The organism is Mesorhizobium sp. Primo-A (assembly GCF_003997175.1).
GTDB lineage: Bacteria > Pseudomonadota > Alphaproteobacteria > Rhizobiales > Rhizobiaceae > Mesorhizobium > Mesorhizobium ciceri.
Genome location: NZ_RZTG01000018.1, coordinates 23,949 through 41,398, shown reverse-complemented (window position 1 = coordinate 41,398; position 17,450 = coordinate 23,949). Strand labels below are relative to the sequence as shown.

Here is a 17,450-nt window from a genome sequence, read left to right as displayed (position 1 = left end):
CGTGAGCGGCGCCACCGACGCGCTCGACCGGCGCGACACGGTCGACCTGGCCGCCGCCGCGATCATGGTCGGGCTGACCTTTTCCTGGGGGCTGAATTACGTCGCCGCCAAGATCTCCTACGCTGGCTATGATCCGGTTTTCCTGTCGATCGCGCGCTCGATCATCGGCGGCATGTGTGTCTTTGCCTGGTGCCGGTGGCGCGGCATCGCGCTTTTCACGCGCGACGGGACCTTGCTCGCCGGCATCTTGGTTGGCGCGCTTTTCGGCATCGAGTTCCTTTGCCTCTATGTCGGCCTGGAGCATACGACCGTTGCCCGCAACACGCTGCTGGTCAACACCATGCCGTTCTGGATGCTGCTCGGCGGCCATTTCCTGCTCGGCGAGCAGATCACGTTGAGAAAATTCCTTGGCCTGCTGCTGGCCTTTGCCGGCCTTGCCGCGGTGTTTTCCGACAAGCTTGGCGGCGGCGGAGACATGCTGTTCGGCGATCTGCTGAGCCTTGGCTCCGGATTCTTCTGGGCTTTGACCAACATCCTCATCAAGCGGTCGAAGCTGGTCGAGGCGAGCGCCGAGAAGCTGCTGCTTTACCAGCTCGCCGGGGCAGCGATCGTGGGCGTATTGGTGCTGCCTCTCGCCGGCCCGCCCGTTCGCGACCCGACCGTGCTGCCGACCTTGGCGCTGCTTTTCCAGGCGGTCTACATCGTCGCCTTCACCTATGTGCTGTGGTTCTGGCTGCTGCGGCGCTATCCGGCGTCAGGCCTGTCCAGTTTCACCTTCCTGTCGCCGGTTTTCGGCGTGCTGTGCGGAGCCATGTTCTTGAATGAGCCGCTGACCATGCGCATTTTCCTGGCACTTGGCCTGATTGCCGCCGGCCTGATCATCGTCAACCGGCCGGCGCGCAAGCTGACGCCGGTGTAAGAGAGACCTTCATGCGTGACATCCTCAACGACCTCGAAGCGGGCAAGTATCTCTCCGACCCGGATCCTGTGCGCCGCGCCCAGATCCAGATGAAGACGCCTCTGCCCAAACGCTTCTACAAGGCCGCCTCTGTGGCACCTATCGACAATGGCTTTGCCGTGCATCTCGACGGCAAGCCGGTGCGGACGCCGGGCAAGGCGCTGCTGGTGCTGCCGACCGAGGCAGCAGCCGCGCTCGTCGCCGACGAGTTCGCCGCCCAAAGCGAGACCATCGATCCGGTGAAGATGCCGGTGATGCGCCTCGTCAACACGGCCATCGATGGCGTCGCCAGCGACCCGCAGGCGGTGCTGGAGGATATCCTGCGCTTTGCCTCATCCGATCTCACCTGCTATCGCGCCGACGCGCCGCAAGGGCTGGTGGAGCGGCAGAACCAGCATTGGGATCCGGTGATCGACTGGGCGAGGACGCTCGGAGCCCGCTTCAATCTGGCCGAGGGCATCATCCATGTCGAGCAGCCGCGCGAGACCATCGCCGTGCTGGGCAGCCATCTTGCCCAGCGCGCCGAGCCGCTGCGGCTCGCCGCCATCCATGTGATGACGTCGCTGACCGGTTCGGCGCTGCTGGCGCTGGCTGTCGATTTCGGCGAGATCGACGCTGAGGCTGCCTGGGCCGCTGCTCATGTCGACGAGGACTGGCAGATCGAGCATTGGGGGCAGGATGCGGAGGCCGTTGCCCGCCGCGCGGCTCGCAAGCGCGACATGATGGCTGCCGCCGGCCTGCTGCAAGCGCTCAAGGGCTAGGGGTTTCCCAACTCGCCCGGTTTCATCCCGCAGCGCACCTAATACCAAAGTCATAATCCCAAAGACGCGCTGCCTTTGGCGGGCGCTTTCTGTCATTTTTCCCGAATGGCTGTCGTTGAGTCCGTGCTCGGAGGAGAACGCGGACAGTGTCGCGCAGCATTGAGAACGGGTCTCACGGGAGGATAACGCAATGGCAATAGCATCGACCGCCGGCGGAACAAGCCGCGGCATGACGCGGGAAGAGAAGAAAGTCATCTTCGCTTCCTCGCTCGGCACCGTTTTCGAATGGTATGATTTCTATCTTTATGGCTCGCTGGCGGTGTTCATCGGTTCGACCTTTTTCAGCCCAGCCATTCCGGAAGCGACCCGCAACATTTTCGCGCTGTTGGCTTTCGCCGCAGGCTTCCTTGTGCGCCCGTTCGGCGCACTGCTGTTCGGCCGCATCGGTGACCTTGTCGGCCGTAAATATACTTTTCTTGTCACCATGACGATCATGGGCCTATCGACCTTCCTGGTCGGCTTGCTGCCCGGCTATGCCACTTTGGGCATCGCCGCTCCCGTGATCCTGATCATCCTGCGCATGCTGCAGGGCCTGGCTCTGGGTGGCGAATATGGCGGCGCGGCCACTTACGTCGCCGAACATGCGCCGGACAACCGGCGCGGCTACTACACCTCGTGGATCCAGACCACCGCGACGCTCGGCCTGTTCCTGTCGCTGGTTGTGATCCTGATCGTACAGGCTTCATTGAGCAAGGAAAACTATGCTGCCTGGGGCTGGCGTATTCCGTTCATCGTGTCTTTTCTGCTGCTCGGCATCTCGATCTGGATTCGGCTTTCGCTTTCCGAATCCCCGACCTTCCAGCGCATGAAGGATGAGGGAAAGGGCTCCAAGGCGCCGCTGACGGAAGCCTTCGGCCAATGGAAGAACGCCAAGATTGCACTGCTGGCGCTGCTCGGCCTCACAGCCGGTCAGGCCGTGGTCTGCTACAATGGCCAGTTCTACGCGCTGTTCTTCTTGACCAACGTGCTCAAGGTCGACGCGCAGTCGGTCAACATCATGATCGCGGTCGCCCTGGCGGTCGGTTCGATCTTCTTCGTCGTCTTCGGCTGGCTCTCCGACAAGATCGGCCGCAAGCCGATCATCATGGCGGGCCTTGCGCTGGCGATTGTCTGCACCTTCCCGCTGTTCAAGGCACTGACATGGGCTGCCAATCCGGCACTCGCCACGGCGCAGCAGAACACCAGGGCGACGGTGACCGCGGCGCCGGGCGACTGCAAATTCCAGTTCAATCCGGTTGGCACGGCGAAGTTCACGACATCCTGCGATATCGCGACTTCGTTCCTGACCAAGAACTCGGTTCCCTATGACGTGGTGTCGACGGCTGCCGCCGGCACACCCGCATCTGTCAAAATCGGCAATGAGACGGTCGAGTCCTATGACGCCATCGCCGCCGGTGATCAGGCCAAGGCCAAGGAAGCGGCCTTCATCAAGGCCGTCAATATGTCGCTGCAGGACGGCGGCTATCCGCTGAAGCGCGCGGCAGCCAAGGTTGCGGACCAGAAGCTCGATGCGTTTGTTGCCGCCAACCCGGAACTGAAGCTGGACGCCGCTGCCATCCGTGCCGGTGAAAAGGCGACGGTGCCGATCGACCAGGCGGTCAAGGACAAGCTGCTGACCACCGATGAGGCAGCGGGCGCACCCGAAGTCACCGTCTACAACATTCCAGGCGGCGGCGCGTTCGCCATGTTCGCCGATCCTGCAGCAGTGAACTGGCCAATGACGATCGGCATCCTGTTCATCCTGGTGCTGTTCGTGACCATGGTCTACGGGCCGATCGCGGCGATCCTGGTCGAGATGTTCCCGACCCGCATTCGCTACACCGGCATGTCGCTGCCCTATCACATCGGCAATGGCTGGTTCGGTGGACTGCTGCCGGCAACCGTGTTCGCGCTCAGCGCCTACAAAGGCGACATCTACTATGGCCTTTGGTACCCGGTGGTGATCGCGGCTATAACGCTGGTCATCGGCATGATCTTCGTCAAGGATACGCTCGGCACCGACCTGCACGCCAAGGAGTAGGCAGCCCCAGCGTTCAAAAGAAAGCCCGGCGCGAACGATCGCGCCGGGCTTTTTCTTTTCAGGCCAATTCGTTGGCGAGGGCTGCTGCCCTTTGTGTCAGCTCTTGCGGCCCCGGGCCTCTTCCTCGATGGCTGCCTCATGGTACCAGCCGTCGCCGAAATCCGCGCGGGCACCACGCAGCGAGGCAAGCTCTGCCGCAAACTTAGCCTTTCCGCTCAAATTTGAGGCAGAGAGGCGTGCTGCCGCCGGGAACATCAAAATTTTGGCCGACGGTCGTGTGGAAATGACTTCCATTGCCGGGTTCCTTTCTTCCGCCGAACCTTTTCGATTCAACTTGGCCCGAAGATAAGGTCTGCAATCAAGTTAGGCAATATGCCTATGAAAAGATCAGCATTTGCACACTATTTGTGCAAATAAGGACCGTGATGGATCCGGGCGCATTGCTTAGGCGGCTCACCGACTTCCGGTGGATGCCGCGTCAATTTTGTCGCACCCTCCGGACCAAGAATGGCACACGAATTGCATTTTAAGTGTGCGGCAGGCCAGCTGCTGACGGCAGACGCATGTCGACGCCGTTCAGTGTTCGGTGATCAAGCAACGAGAGGCTAGAATGACGAAATACAAGCTCGAGTATATCTGGCTCGATGGATATACCCCGGTCCCCAACCTTCGCGGCAAGACGCAGATCAAGGAATTCGCCGAATTCCCTGAACTCGAGCAGCTGCCGCTGTGGGGCTTCGATGGTTCCTCGACCCAGCAGGCCGAAGGGCACAGCTCCGATTGCGTGCTGAAGCCGGTTGCGGTCTATCCGGATCCCGCCCGCACCAACGGCGTGCTGGTCATGTGCGAAGTCATGATGCCCGATGGTGTCACGCCGCATGCCTCAAACAAGCGCGCCACCATCCTCGATGACGAGGGCGCCTGGTTCGGCTTCGAGCAGGAATATTTCTTCTACAAGGACGGTCGCCCGCTCGGCTTCCCCGAGAGCGGCTATCCCGCACCCCAGGGCCCGTACTACACCGGCGTCGGCTATTCCAATGTCGGCTCCGTCGCGCGTCAGATCGTCGAGGAGCATCTCGACCTCTGCCTCGCCGCCGGCATCAACCACGAAGGCATCAACGCCGAAGTGGCCAAAGGCCAATGGGAATTCCAGATTTTCGGCAAGGGCTCCAAGAAGGCCGCCGACCAGATGTGGATGGCCCGCTACCTCCTGCAGCGCCTGACCGAGAAATACGGCATCGACATCGAATACCACTGCAAGCCGCTCGGAGACACCGACTGGAACGGCTCTGGCATGCACGCCAACTTCTCGACCGCCTATATGCGCGAAGTCGGCGGCAAAGCCTATTTCGAAGCGCTGATGGCGGCCTTCGACAAGAACCTGATGGATCACATCGCCGTCTACGGCCCGGACAACGACAAGCGTTTGACCGGCAAGCACGAGACCGCGCCGTGGAACCGGTTCAGCTATGGCATTGCCGACCGTGGCGCCTCGATCCGCGTGCCGCATTCCTTCATCAAGAGCGACTATAAGGGTTATCTGGAAGACCGCCGTCCGAACTCGCAGGGCGACCCCTACCAGATCGCCTCGCAAATCCTGAAGACGATCGCCTCGGTTCCGGCAAGCGCTCAGGTTTCAGCCGCCGCGTAAGTGTTTCGGACTGTATGACAAGAGGACCCCGGCGTTTCGCGCCGGGGTTCTTTTTTGGCCGTTACCCGGCGGACTGCATTCCCGGTAAAACATACCCAGAAAAAGTCAGGCAGTTCCGGCGGTCGCTAATCGCCCGTGAGTTCCGGCCGCAGCCGTGCGGGTCTGCGGCGATCACTCGCCAGAAAGCCCGGAAAACCGCCTTTTTCCAGCCCTTGTCCGGGGCGATGGATCTTCCATAAGCATCTGTTCATACAACGGAATCGGTCATTCGCCACCCGGCTGGCGGCGTTGACAGATCACGCTACGGCATGCGTATTCGCTGGCCTTGGGGTTACGTCACGCAATGCTGTTCGGACGGGCGGGGTTTTCTTGAACGGCGGCATTGGCGTGGGCGCCGGACGAGCGGTCACTGTAGCCTGAGACAGTGCTCCGCTCGCTCCTGGCTCCGACGTTGGCGGCCGAACCGCCTCCCTTGATCATTTACTGAACACCGCCGAGTTGTGATTGAAGCGACGCGCTCAAAAGCCGGCCGCTCCGATGGACCGTAGGTCCAAGAATCCGGGCATCCTATGATCGTCGAAGACGAAAGGCGGATACGGCTGTCCATGCGCGGCTGCCGTGCAGGCGAGGCATGCCGGTCGGCTGGCAATCCTATTGGAGCGCAGCAAAAAGCCCTTGAAAGAGGGACGTCTTTCAAGGGCTTGAGCATTATAGCTAATCTTGGACCGAGATTGAATCTCAGACGGAGTAGTACATGTCGTACTCGACCGGATGCGGGGTCATTTCGAAGCGCATCACTTCGGCCATCTTCAGCTCGATATAGCTGTCGATCTGGTCGTCGTCGAAGACGCCGCCGGCTTTCAGGAAGCCGCGGTCCTTGTCGAGGCTCTGCAGGGCTTCACGCAGCGAGCCGCAGACGGTCGGGATCTTCTTCAGCTCCTTCGGCGGCAGGTCGTAGAGATCCTTGTCCATCGGCTGGCCGGGATGGATCTTGTTCTTTATGCCGTCGAGGCCGGCCATCAGCAGCGCTGAGAAGGCGAGGTAGGGGTTCGCGCCCGGATCGGGGAAGCGGACCTCGACGCGCTTGGCCTTCGGCGACGAGCCGAACGGGATACGGCAGGAAGCCGAGCGGTTGCGCGCCGAATAGGCGAGCAGAACCGGCGCTTCGTAACCCGGCACCAGGCGCTTGTAGGAATTGGTCAGCGGGTTGGTGAAGGCGTTGATCGCCTTGGCATGCTTGATGACGCCGCCGATGAAGAACAGGCAGCTTTCCGACAGACCGGCGTATTCATTGCCGGCGAAGGTCGGCTTGCCGTTCTTCCAGATCGACATGTGGACGTGCATGCCCGAGCCGTTGTCGCCGAAGATCGGCTTCGGCATGAAGGTTGCCGTCTTGCCGTAGGCGTTGGCGACCTGGTGGACGACATACTTGTAGATCAGCATCTTGTCGGCGTTGCGCACCAGCGCGTCGAACTTGATGCCGAGTTCGTGCTGAGCCGCCGCCACCTCATGGTGATGCTTTTCGACGCGCACGCCCATCTCGGCGAGCACGGTCAGCATTTCCGAGCGCATGTCCTGCGCGCTGTCGATCGGCGGCACCGGGAAGTAGCCGCCCTTGATGCGCGGACGGTGGCCGAGATTGCCGGTCTCATAATCGGTGTCGTCGTTCGACGGCAATTCCGTGGAGTCGAGCTTGAATCCGGTGTTGTAGGGATCCGCCTTGTACTTCACATCGTCGAACACGAAGAATTCGGCTTCCGGGCCGACAAAGATGGTGTCGCCGATGCCTTCGGCCTTCATGTAGGCCTCGGCCTTCTTGGCCGTACCGCGCGGATCGCGGTTGTAGGATTCACCCGAAACCGGATCGAGGATGTCGCACAGGATGACCATGGTCGACTGCGCGAAAAACGGGTCCATGTGGACCGTTTCCGGATCGGGCATCAGCACCATGTCGGACTCGTTGATGGCCTTCCAGCCGGCAATCGACGAGCCGTCGAACATCACGCCATCGGCGAACATGTCTTCCTCGACCTCGATGACATCCATCGTCACGTGCTGCAGCTTGCCCTTCGGGTCCGTGAAGCGCAGGTCGACGAATTTCACGTCGTTGTCCTTGATCTGCTTCATGATGTCTTTGGCTGTCGTCATGTCATGTATCCCTGTGTGATGACTTTTTTTGATGATGACGTTTTTCGGGAGGATGGCGCGGTCGGTCAGACCGCGTCCATGCCCGTTTCGCCGGTGCGTATACGCACGACTTCCTCGATATTGGAAACGAAGATCTTGCCGTCGCCGATACGACCGGTCTGGGCCGCCTTGCGGATGGCCTCGATCGCACCTTCGACCGCGTCGTCGCCAAGCACGACCTCGATCTTCACCTTGGGCAGGAAGTCGACGACATATTCGGCGCCGCGGTAGAGTTCGGTGTGGCCCTTCTGACGACCGAAGCCTTTTGCTTCGGTGACGGTGATGCCTTGCAGTCCGGCCTCCTGAAGCGCTTCCTTCACTTCGTCGAGCTTGAATGGCTTGATGATCGCTTCGATCTTTTTCATGTAAAAAGTGGCCTCCACTGCCAAAAAAACGGGTTGTGACCCCCCGCTTGCGCCTCCATCAAGCACGAACTGTGCCAATTCAGCGGATTCTAAGCGGTCTCATAAGATTTCAAAGCCGCGCCGCACCGGGATGCAAATTCGCGTCATTCGCTGCACCGGAAGCGGCATGGACTGCCAGAGCCTACACAGCGCCAGCACCCACGTCCGCACAAAAATCGGGCATATTGCCTATCCCCCAGGCAATTTTCTGCCCGCGATGCTTTCGTGCCAACGTTATGGCTGCAGATCTCGGCAACTCCCCCTTGTTTGCTTAGGATCGAAATCGGACAATGCTTGATCGCATGCGGATCGGCAATCCATGAGCAACGAACTTCTTTCCCCGGCCGAAATGAGCGAGGCCGATCGGCTGACGATTGCCGCCGGCCCAGCCGACGGCATCGGCCTGATGCGGCGCGCTGGTGGAGCGGTCGCGGCCGAGGTTCTCAAGCGCTACCCCTCGGCAAAGCACATCCATGTGCTGTGCGGGCCCGGCAACAATGGCGGCGATGGCTATGTCGTTGCCCGCATCCTGGCCGGCAGCGGCGTCGGCACATCGGTCTGGGCATCCGGCGCGCCGAGGCCGAAAAGCGATGCGGCGCTCGCCGCCGCGGAATGCCCGATCAAGCCCCGGCCGCTGTCTGACTTTGACGCCAAGCCTGGCTCGATCGTGATCGACGCGCTCTATGGGGCGGGGCTGTCGAAGCCGCTGTCCGGCGACGCCGCGAAAGCCATCGATACAGTGACAGCCCTGAGCCTGCCCGTGGTCGCGGTCGACCTGCCGTCCGGCGTCTCTGGAAGGAGCGGTGACATATTGGGCAGGGCGTTTCGTGCCGAGGTCACCATCACCTTCGCGCGGAAAAAGCCTGGCCACCTGCTGCTGCCGGGGCGCGGGCAATGCGGTGAGATCGTGCTCGCCGATATCGGCATCGGCGACGGCATTATCGCCCAGCTCGCCGTCTCGACCTTCGAGAATGTGCCGGACCTGTGGTTGCAGGAATTTCCGGTGCCGACGGTGGATGCGCACAAATACAAGCGCGGCCATGTCGGCGTCTTTTCCGGCGGTCCCAGTGCTACGGGCGCGGCGCGGCTGTCGGCGCTGGCCGCCGCCAGAAGCGGGGCAGGGGCGGTCACCGTGCTGTCGCCTGGCAACGCCATGCAGGTGAACGCGATTCACCTGACCTCGATCATGCTGCGCGAGGCGGGCTCGCTCGAGGAGGTGCAGGAATTTCTAACGGTGCGCCATCCCGGGGCGCTGGTGTTCGGACCGGGGCTTGGGCCAAAGCCCAAGGTCGGCGATTTCGCCCTGCAGCTGATCAAGGCTTTGGAGGAGGAAGCACGCGACGAGGCGACCGCGAACCACGCCAGTGCGATGGTTCTTGATGCCGACGCCATCACGTCGCTGGCCCATCAGCCTCAGGCGCTGTTCGAAGCTGCCCGTCAGCCGAATGCGCCTGCCTTGATAGTTACGCCGCATGAGGGCGAATTCGGCCGCCTGTTCCCTGATATCGCCGGGGACAAAACCATGTCGAAATTGGACAAGGCGCGAACGGCCGCCACGCGGGCCAACGCCGTCATCGTCTACAAGGGCGCCGACACGGTCATAGCAGCACCCGATGGCAAAGCGGCGATCAACTCCAGCGGTGCACCGTGGCTGGCCACAGCCGGGTCAGGCGACGTGCTGTCGGGCATCATTGCCGGTTTGCTGGCGCAAGGCATGCGGCCCTTCGAGGGCACCTGCGCGGCGGTGTGGTTGCATGCTGAGGCCGGCAGCCGGTTCGGACCCGGTCTGATCGCCGAGGACCTGCCGTTGGCACTGGTGCCGGTGTTGCGCGAACTCTTCGACGCGCGCACGGCTGCCCAATGAGCCGCGCGCTCGTTCTGTTGCTTGCCACCCTCATCGCTGCCTTCATGGCGCCGACGGCGCGCGCCGAAGGTCCTGTGACGATCGTCGACGATCCGGCGGTGCTCGCCGCACTCGATGCCAGGGGTTTCGGTTTCGCCGATGTTTTCGGGGTCGACGGCGAGGGCGGTCTGAAGACGCTTTACGACGAGGCGCCGGCCTTTCACGCCATCGTCGAAACGGTTGCCTCCGATGTTGCGGCACTGCGTGCCGATATGAAAGCCGGCGGCCGGACGCTCTACGAAGTCACCGACGGCAATGTCGGCCGCATCATGGACATGCGCTGGCTGAAGACCGACGCCGCGCGCTTCCGGCTGGTCGGCGTCGTCAACCGGCTCGATCGTCGCGACTTCGCGGTGCTGCAAGGCGACAGGAGCTGCGGCGAGGTGCGCTTCATCTACCGCCTGGCCTACAGCTTTCGCAAAAACGGCAAGCTGCTGGCGTCGCGCCTGCCATTCAATTTCAATGCGGTCTACAGCGCCACCCCCGACGCCGATGGCGGCTGCGTCGGTGTTGCCGGACGCTGGACACCCCAGCTTGACGAGAGCGTCGATGCCGGCTGGCTGACCGGCGGGCCGCTGGAGAGAGCTGGGCTCACCTTCAAGCAGCTGGAGCTCAACGTACAGGTGGTGCGCTTCCCCTCCGGCCAGGAAACCGAGTTCGGTGGCCAGGCCGCCTATCTCATGCGGATATTCGGCATCGATGGCGCCGATATCAGCGAAAAACCGCTGGAGAACACGCCCGACACCGCACGGCTTTCGCAGGATGCGGCGCTGAAGGCACGGCTCGCCGTCTATGTCGGCGCCAATTTGCCGGCGGTTGACGAAGGCGTCTATGAGATTCCCGACGAGTTCCTGGCCAGAAAGATCATCTCATGGTCGACCTTCGGCAGCGCGCGGCAGGCCAATCATCCGTTTACGCAATTGTTCCAGCCCAAGGAATTCGCATCGCTCGATTATTCCACGCTAAAACTGGTGCGCACGCCGGAAGCGCTGGTCGAGCGGCTGGACAATGGCGCCTGCCAAGGTTGCCATCAGGCCGGTTCCACTGCCGGCTTCCATTTCATCGGCCTTGACGACAAGACGACATCGCCGCTCAACCGCATCGAGGTCGACATCTCGCCGCATCTTCATGCCGAGATCCCGCGCCGCCAGGCCTGGCTGCGCGCTACAGCTGAGGGCAGGGAGCCAAACCGCTTCCGTCCGCTCTCCTTTGCGCCGCCGGCAGCCTGGACGGACGCCGCGGTCGACTACGCGCCGGCCGAGATGGCCATGCCGTGCCTGATGCCGGAAGATGCGGACCGCTTCGGTGCGACCTGGAAATGCGGCGGCGGCACCGTCTGCACGCCGCTGGCCACCGCTTCGGGCGTGCACACGAAACTGGCGCAATGCCTGCTGCCCAAGGACAGCGAAAAACTGTTTTCCGGCCATCCCTGCCTGACCGGCTCGATCGCCAGCAATGCGGCGCAGCCTTTCAACGACCGCTACAGCAAATCGGGCCAGTTCGCGGCCTTCGCGCCTGCCGCGTCGCGCACCGCCTACACCTGCCGTCCGCCGAAGATCGGCGTGCCGGGCGGCATCGCCTATCGCGGCTGCGACGACAAGGACCGTGCCTTCGCGGCCTTCAAAGCTGGCAAGCCGATGCCGAACGAGATTTGCGGGCTGGTCGGCGGCAAGAAATTCGACATCTGCGTGGCCACCAACAATTTCGACCAATGCCTTGGCGGCGCCGTCAATCGCGGCAACCGGCCGGCCTGTTCGGCCGATCATTTCTGCCGCGAGGACTATATGTGCCAATCGCTGCCGCCGGACACGCCGGGCATCGGCAAAGTGAAAGGCATCGGCTTCTGCTCGCCGACCTATTTCATCTTCCAGATGCGCATCGACAATCACGCGACACCGTGGGGCAGCCCTGTCCGCGCCACCATGGGAGCGGGGTTCGGGGCGGCGGAAGAGGAGTGAGTTGCCGGCGTCTCACAGCGGGATGTTGTCGTGCTTCTTCCAGGGGTTCTGCATGTCCTTGTTGCGCAGCATGCGGAGCGCCCGCGCAATACGGCGGCGGGTCGAGTGCGGCATGATCACCTCGTCGACATAACCGCGTTCGGCGGCGACGAAGGGCGACAGGAAGCGATCCTCGTATGCCTTTGTATGGGCTGCGATCTTTTCGGCATCACCGATGTCCTTGCGGTAGATGATCTCGACCGCGCCCCTCGCACCCATCACCGCGATCTGTGCCGTTGGCCAGGCATAGTTCATGTCGCCGCGCAGGTGTTTTGAGGCCATCACGTCATAGGCGCCGCCATAGGCTTTTCTGGTGATGACTGTGATCTTCGGCACGGTGGCCTCGGCATAGGCGAACAGCAGTTTCGCGCCATGCTTGATCAGCCCGCCATATTCCTGCGCTGTACCGGGCAGGAAGCCGGGGACATCGACGAAGGTGACGATCGGAATCGAAAAACAGTCGCAGAAGCGCACGAAGCGCGCCGCCTTGCGGCTGGCGTCCGAATCGAGCACGCCGGCCAGCACCATTGGCTGGTTGGCGACGAAGCCGACCGTGCGGCCCTCGACGCGCCCGAAGCCGGTGACGATGTTCTTGGCGAAATTCTGCTGGATCTCGAAGAAGTCGCCTTCGTCGGCGACCTTCAGGATCAGCTCCTTGATGTCGTAGGGCTTGTTGGCGTTGTCGGGAATCAGCCGGTCGAGCGACAAATCATGGTCGGTGACCGACTGGTAGCATTCGATCTCGGGAAGCTCCGATGTGTTGGAAGCCGGCAGCAGGTCGACCAGCCGGCGCATCTGCAGCAGCGCCTCGACGTCATTGTCATAGGCGCCGTCGGCGATCGAGGATTTCGTCGTGTGGACGGAAGCGCCGCCGAGACTCTCGGCGGTCACCGTTTCGTTGGTCACGGTCTTCACCACATCCGGTCCGGTGACGAACATGTAGGAGGTATCGCGCACCATGAAGATGAAGTCGGTCATGGCAGGCGAATAGACATCGCCGCCGGCGCATGGACCCATGATGACGGAAATCTGCGGGATGACGCCTGAGGCAAGCACGTTGCGCTGAAAGATCTCGGCATAGCCGCCGAGTGCTGCGACGCCTTCCTGGATGCGCGCGCCGCCGGCATCGTAGAGGCCGATGATCGGCGCCCGGTTGCGCAGCGCCATCTCCTGTACCTTGATGACCTTCTCGGCATGCGCTTCCGACAGCGAGCCGCCGAACACGGTGAAATCCTTGGCGAAGAGATAGACCGGGCGGCCGTTGACCGTGCCCCAGCCGGTGACGACGCCGTCGCCGGCGATCTTGGTCTTCTCCATGCCGAAGTCGGTCGAGCGGTGTTCGACATACATGTCGAATTCCTCGAAAGAGCCCTCGTCGAGAAACACCTCGATGCGTTCGCGCGCGGTGAGCTTGCCCTTCTTGTGCTGGGCATCGATGCGGGCCTGGCCACCACCCATGCGGGCGATCTCGCGGCGGCGCTCGAGTTCCTTCAGCACGTCCTTCATCGATTACCTCCCAAGCCAGCGGCATTTCGTGGTAATCGTGCCGGCAAGCGAGCGCAAGCGCCGCTTGCTCCGTGGATTTTGCTGCGCTGCAGCATGACGCCCCTTGCATTTGGTGGCGAACTGGGCCATATGCGGCGGCATAGGCGCTTGGGCCGGGACTTATCCGGCCTTCTCGACGAATGAGACTGGTTGCGTCTGTTTTCCCTCTTTCCGGTATATCGGCCCTTTTTCCGGTAAATCACAAAGCGGCGAAAAAGCCCCGTGGCATGATGCCTGCGGGCACGACAGCGCAGCCGAGTGGACGAACCCGTCCGCCCGCCTTGTCGTTTCATGAAAATTTGTTCGACGGCAGGTTGCGCCCTGCCGCCATCGATGTTTGCGGCCAGAAGCCGCGTGAAAGAAGATTATTTTGACCAACGAAAACACTTTGCCCGGTAGCAACACTGCGGAACTCACCGGTTTCGCGGCACTGGGTATTACGGGCGCGCTGCTCAAGGCCACCCACAACGCCGGCTTCACCGAGCCGAAGCCTATCCAGGCGCAGGCGATCCCGCCGCAGATGGAAGGCCGTGACATTTTCGGCATCGCCCAGACCGGCTCCGGCAAGACCGCGGCCTTCGCTCTGCCGATCCTGTCGAAGATCATCGCACTCGGCACCAAGCGCCGGCCGAAGACGGCGCGTGCGCTTATCCTGGCGCCGACGCGCGAACTCGCCGTGCAGATCGAGGACACGATCAAGATCCTCGCCAAGGGCGCGCATGTCTCGACCGCGCTCGTGCTTGGCGGCGTCTCGCGCTTCAGCCAGGTGAAGAAGGTTGCGCCCGGCGTCGATATCCTGATCGCAACGCCCGGCCGGTTGACCGACCTGGTGCGTGAGGGCGACCTCATGCTTGCCGACACCAAATGGCTGGTGCTCGACGAGGGCGACCGCATGCTCGACATGGGCTTCATCAACGACGTCAAGCGCATCGCCAAGGCGACCGCGCCCGATCGTCAGACGGTGCTGTTCTCGGCGACCATGCCCAATGAAATCGCCGAACTGGCCAAGGGCCTGCTGAAGAACCCGATCCGCGTCGAAGTCGCGCCGCAAAGCACGGCAGCGGCCGAGATCGTGCAAGGCGTCGTCTTTGCCCGCACCAAGCAGAAGCGCCAGGTGCTGTCGACGATGCTCGCCGATGAGGCGATGAAGTCCGTCATCATCTTCTCGCGCACCAAGCATGGTGCCGACAGGGTGACCAAGGACCTCGAGCGCGATGGCTTCAAGGCCGCCGTCATTCACGGCAACAAGTCGCAGAACGCCCGCCAGAAAGCGCTGAACGATTTCCGCGACGGCTCGGTGCGCATTCTGGTGGCGACCGACATCGCGGCGCGTGGCATCGACGTGCCCGGCATCAGCCATGTCGTGAATTTCGACCTGCCGGATGAAGCCGAGAGCTACGTCCACCGCATCGGCCGTACCGGCCGCAACGGCATGGACGGCATCGCGATCACGCTTTGCGATCCTTCCGAGAACAGCAAGCTGCGCCAGGTCGAGCGCATCATCCGCACCAAGCTGCCGATCGTTGCCGACCATCTCGGCAGCCCCGATCCGCTGCGCAATCCGGCTGAAAAGAACGAGCGTTTCGAGCCGGCCAATGACCGCAACGACCGCAATGGCCGTCGCGACGGCAGGCGGCCCGGTGGCGAGAACAAGGGCAACGGCTTTGGCAAGAAGCGCTTCGGCGACAAGCCGGCCTTCGCCGGCGAGCGCAAGCCGGACGGCGCCAAGCCGGCCTTCAAGGGCAACAACAAGCGCCGCTTCGGCGGTAAGCGTCCGGCTGCGCGGGCCGCGTAAGCCAGACCGCGCTGCAGTCAGTCAAGCTTCGGCTGGCTGATTGCCGAGACGAAACAAGAAAAGGGCGGCCGAAGCGATGCTTCGGTCGCCCTTTTTCGTCGCCTACTTCACCACCGCTTCGATCCAGACGGCGATCCTTTGCGCCAGAAACGCCGTGGTCGATGGCGACAGCGCGTCGCCGGCAATGACGTGATTGTCCGGGTCGCCAGTGTCGTCGACCGGAACCAGTTCATGCGGCGCGCCCCAGCGCCCGGCAATCTCGCGGCTGCGGTCGGCCCGCACCACTTTGTCCGAATCAGAAAAGATGAACAAAGCAGGGACGGTCGCCTTCTCCACCGGCGCGCCATAGGCAAGCTCGGTCAGCGCCTGCATCGGCAAGGTTGCTTCGATCGGATAGCGGGTGGTCCAGAATTTTTCATTCAGCGCGTTGCGCGGCACGAAGCTATGTTCCTTGCCGGCGACCAGCCTGGCGATTTGTTTGCCCCACGGCATGGTCAGGATCTCGGCGCCCGAAGTCTTGACGCCGAAGTTCGGGGAGATGAACGCAATCGCCGCCACCCCGTCCGACGCACCGGGCTGCGTTGCCGCCCAGACCGCCAGCGAGCCGCCGGTCGAAGTCGAGATGACGATCACCTTGTCGCCGATCGCCCGGCCGATGGCGAGCGCCTCCTCATAGTCGTTGATCCAGGCATTGATGCTGCCTTGCGTCATCGCCGCGCCATCCTGCCCATGACCGGTAAGCCGTGTGTAGAAGAGATTGGCGTCAAGCTGTTCCGCCACTTCGTCAGGCAGCGGGCGGACCTCGCCCTTCGATGCGGAAAAGCCGTGGATGTAGACGATCGATAGCGGGGTCCTGGCATGCACCAACGGATCGGCCCAGACGATCTCCTTCTCCAGCCCGTCTCGGATTCCGGGGATGGCGGCTTCCGCCTTTGCCACATAGGCCTGCGGATCGTCGCCGATGAGCGAGGGATCGAAACGGATCGTGGTGTCGACGCGAACGCGCGGGCCGAACACGAAGGCCAGTGCGAGAACGGCAATAAGGCCCAGCACAGCAAGCACGATCCGTCGCCCCATCGCAGACTCCACGCGGCACTTGTCTCAACCATGGCGACGGCGGCCCGAAAACGGGGAGCCTGCCAATTTCGCAGGCGTCCTATTCGATCGGCGGCTTGCGGTCGTAATGCAGAGGCCGCGCCTTCCAACTGGTCATCAGGCTGATAAACCCTCTGCACAGCGGCCTCGGCAGCAGGGCGAGCAGTTTCAGCGGCCAGCTTGTCCGGCGCGGGAAATGGACTTCGAAACCGCCCGACTTGATGCCTCGCGCCATGCGGCGCGATGCGCGGCTGACCGGCATCAGTCCCGGCATCGGCAGCATGTTCTTCTCGGTCAGCGGGGTGTCGATGAAGCCTGGGTTGAACACCTGGATACGCACGTTCATCTTGTCGAAATCATACTTCAGCGACTCGGCCAGGATGTTGATGGCCGCCTTGGTGCCGCCATAGGCGGCCGTTGTCGGCCAGCCGAAATAGGATGTCACGGAGCCGACCAGCACGACATGGCCGCGCGCCCGCACACGCATGCGTTCGACCGCAGGCACGAGGCCGTTGATGATGCCGAAATAATTGACCTCGAAGGACCGGCGAAAGTCGTTGACGACAAGATTCTCCCCCGGCGTCGAAATGTAATTCCCAGCATTGAAGATGGCGAGCACGATGGGACCGAGCTCCTTCTCGATCGCGGCGACGGTTCTTGCCATGCGCGGCTCGTCGGTGACGTCGCAGGGAAAGGCCGTGACGCTGCCCGGCATCTGCGCGGTCTCGACGACAAGCGTGTCGATCGGATCGTCGTCGAGCGCCGTCACCGCGACGGCATAGCCCTGGGAAGCAAGATCCCTGGCCAAGGCACGGCCGATGCCGCTCGATCCGCCCGTGATCCAGGCGACGCCGTGCTTCGGGTTGGCCCGGTAGAGTGTCATGCTGCGCCCTGTCGACTTGTTGGTGCTTTGCTCTAGCGATGAAGAAATCGAATGAAAAGCTGCTTTTCAACGTCAGCCGGAAAATGAGCTGTGGCGCAAGAGGTCGGTTTCGGGAAGCGCTGACGCAATTACAGTACCGCAAATGCGACTGGACCAGACAAATTCTTGCCTTGAAACTGCAGCTTCGGGTT

General features: G+C 62.4%; 13 protein-coding genes. 7 read left to right on the top strand and 6 right to left on the bottom strand.

From position 1 onward, the window contains the following. The first annotated feature begins 1 nt into the window (after position 1). The 3 genes from EOC83_RS28055 (at position 2) to EOC83_RS28045 (ending at position 3,799) form a co-directional block, all read left to right on the top strand. Positions 2 to 919, top strand: a complete 918-nt coding sequence (locus tag EOC83_RS28055; protein WP_063168065.1) for a DMT family transporter — start codon at positions 2 to 4, stop codon at positions 917 to 919. Positions 920 to 930: 11 nt separating this feature from the next. Then, positions 931 to 1,719, top strand: coding sequence for an ATP12 family chaperone protein (locus EOC83_RS28050; protein ID WP_063168064.1), 789 nt, complete (start codon positions 931 to 933; stop codon positions 1,717 to 1,719). A gap of 190 nt (positions 1,720 to 1,909) precedes the next feature. Next, positions 1,910 to 3,799, top strand: coding sequence for an MFS transporter (locus EOC83_RS28045; RefSeq protein ID WP_127325999.1), 1,890 nt, complete (start codon positions 1,910 to 1,912; stop codon positions 3,797 to 3,799). Between the two features lie 96 nt (positions 3,800 to 3,895). Here EOC83_RS28045 and EOC83_RS28040 read toward each other — a convergent pair whose 3' ends face one another. Further along, complete coding sequence (locus tag EOC83_RS28040; protein ID WP_063168063.1) at positions 3,896 to 4,093, bottom strand: DUF2735 domain-containing protein; 198 nt, start codon at positions 4,091 to 4,093, stop codon at positions 3,896 to 3,898. Between the two features lie 316 nt (positions 4,094 to 4,409). Here EOC83_RS28040 and EOC83_RS28035 point away from each other — a divergent pair, with 316 nt between their 5' ends. After that, a complete protein-coding gene (locus EOC83_RS28035) occupies positions 4,410 to 5,450 on the top strand; it encodes a glutamine synthetase beta-grasp domain-containing protein (RefSeq protein WP_013531450.1) in 1,041 nt (346 codons plus the stop codon). A 738-nt stretch (positions 5,451 to 6,188) separates the two neighbouring features. Here the strand turns inward: EOC83_RS28035 and glnA are convergent. Together glnA and EOC83_RS28020 are read right to left on the bottom strand one after the other, a co-directional pair. Continuing rightward, positions 6,189 to 7,598 carry a type I glutamate--ammonia ligase gene (gene glnA, locus EOC83_RS28025; protein ID WP_013531452.1) on the bottom strand — a complete coding sequence of 470 codons (1,410 nt, stop codon included), beginning with the start codon at positions 7,596 to 7,598 and terminating at the stop codon, positions 6,189 to 6,191. 65 nt (positions 7,599 to 7,663) lie between these two features. Further along, positions 7,664 to 8,002 carry a P-II family nitrogen regulator gene (locus tag EOC83_RS28020; RefSeq protein WP_006205430.1) on the bottom strand — a complete coding sequence of 113 codons (339 nt, stop codon included), beginning with the start codon at positions 8,000 to 8,002 and terminating at the stop codon, positions 7,664 to 7,666. A gap of 358 nt (positions 8,003 to 8,360) precedes the next feature. On the opposite strand from EOC83_RS28020, the gene EOC83_RS28015 reads away from it, so the two are divergent. Together EOC83_RS28015 and EOC83_RS28010 are read left to right on the top strand one after the other, a co-directional pair. Further along, a complete protein-coding gene (locus tag EOC83_RS28015; RefSeq protein WP_063168062.1) occupies positions 8,361 to 9,905 on the top strand; it encodes a bifunctional ADP-dependent NAD(P)H-hydrate dehydratase/NAD(P)H-hydrate epimerase in 1,545 nt (514 codons plus the stop codon). Then, complete coding sequence (locus EOC83_RS28010; protein WP_063168061.1) at positions 9,902 to 11,902, top strand: hypothetical protein; 2,001 nt, start codon at positions 9,902 to 9,904, stop codon at positions 11,900 to 11,902. Before EOC83_RS28015 ends, EOC83_RS28010 begins: the two co-directional genes overlap by 4 nt. 12 nt (positions 11,903 to 11,914) lie before the next feature. Here the strand turns inward: EOC83_RS28010 and EOC83_RS28005 are convergent, their stop codons facing one another. After that, a complete protein-coding gene (locus EOC83_RS28005; protein WP_013531455.1) occupies positions 11,915 to 13,447 on the bottom strand; it encodes an acyl-CoA carboxylase subunit beta in 1,533 nt (510 codons plus the stop codon). Positions 13,448 to 13,856: 409 nt separating this feature from the next. Between EOC83_RS28005 and EOC83_RS28000 the strand changes: the two genes are divergently transcribed. Further along, positions 13,857 to 15,281, top strand: a complete 1,425-nt coding sequence (locus EOC83_RS28000) for a DEAD/DEAH box helicase (RefSeq protein ID WP_024505079.1) — start codon at positions 13,857 to 13,859, stop codon at positions 15,279 to 15,281. 102 nt (positions 15,282 to 15,383) lie between these two features. On the opposite strand, the gene EOC83_RS27995 is transcribed toward EOC83_RS28000, so the two are convergent. Both EOC83_RS27995 and EOC83_RS27990 read right to left on the bottom strand, forming a co-directional pair. Then, complete coding sequence (locus EOC83_RS27995) at positions 15,384 to 16,358, bottom strand: alpha/beta fold hydrolase (RefSeq protein WP_063168060.1); 975 nt, start codon at positions 16,356 to 16,358, stop codon at positions 15,384 to 15,386. A gap of 79 nt (positions 16,359 to 16,437) precedes the next feature. Next, complete coding sequence (locus tag EOC83_RS27990) at positions 16,438 to 17,259, bottom strand: SDR family oxidoreductase (RefSeq protein ID WP_024505081.1); 822 nt, start codon at positions 17,257 to 17,259, stop codon at positions 16,438 to 16,440. Positions 17,260 to 17,450: the final 191 nt, after the last annotated feature.

What these genes read in the sequence shown, in the direction of transcription:
- EOC83_RS28050 (WP_063168064.1), top strand. Translation starts at nt 931, where the DNA reads ATGCGTGACATCCTCAACGACCTCGAAGCGGGCAAGTATCTCTCCGAC.
- EOC83_RS28045 (WP_127325999.1), top strand. Translation starts at nt 1,910, where the DNA reads ATGGCAATAGCATCGACCGCCGGCGGAACAAGCCGCGGCATGACGCGG.
- EOC83_RS28040 (WP_063168063.1), bottom strand. Translation starts at nt 4,093, where the DNA reads ATGGAAGTCATTTCCACACGACCGTCGGCCAAAATTTTGATGTTCCCG.
- EOC83_RS28035 (WP_013531450.1), top strand. Translation starts at nt 4,410, where the DNA reads ATGACGAAATACAAGCTCGAGTATATCTGGCTCGATGGATATACCCCG.
- glnA (WP_013531452.1), bottom strand. Translation starts at nt 7,598, where the DNA reads ATGACGACAGCCAAAGACATCATGAAGCAGATCAAGGACAACGACGTG.
- EOC83_RS28020 (WP_006205430.1), bottom strand. Translation starts at nt 8,002, where the DNA reads ATGAAAAAGATCGAAGCGATCATCAAGCCATTCAAGCTCGACGAAGTG.
- EOC83_RS28015 (WP_063168062.1), top strand. Translation starts at nt 8,361, where the DNA reads ATGAGCAACGAACTTCTTTCCCCGGCCGAAATGAGCGAGGCCGATCGG.
- EOC83_RS28010 (WP_063168061.1), top strand. Translation starts at nt 9,902, where the DNA reads ATGAGCCGCGCGCTCGTTCTGTTGCTTGCCACCCTCATCGCTGCCTTC.
- EOC83_RS28005 (WP_013531455.1), bottom strand. Translation starts at nt 13,447, where the DNA reads ATGAAGGACGTGCTGAAGGAACTCGAGCGCCGCCGCGAGATCGCCCGC.
- EOC83_RS27995 (WP_063168060.1), bottom strand. Translation starts at nt 16,358, where the DNA reads ATGGGGCGACGGATCGTGCTTGCTGTGCTGGGCCTTATTGCCGTTCTC.
- EOC83_RS27990 (WP_024505081.1), bottom strand. Translation starts at nt 17,259, where the DNA reads ATGACACTCTACCGGGCCAACCCGAAGCACGGCGTCGCCTGGATCACG.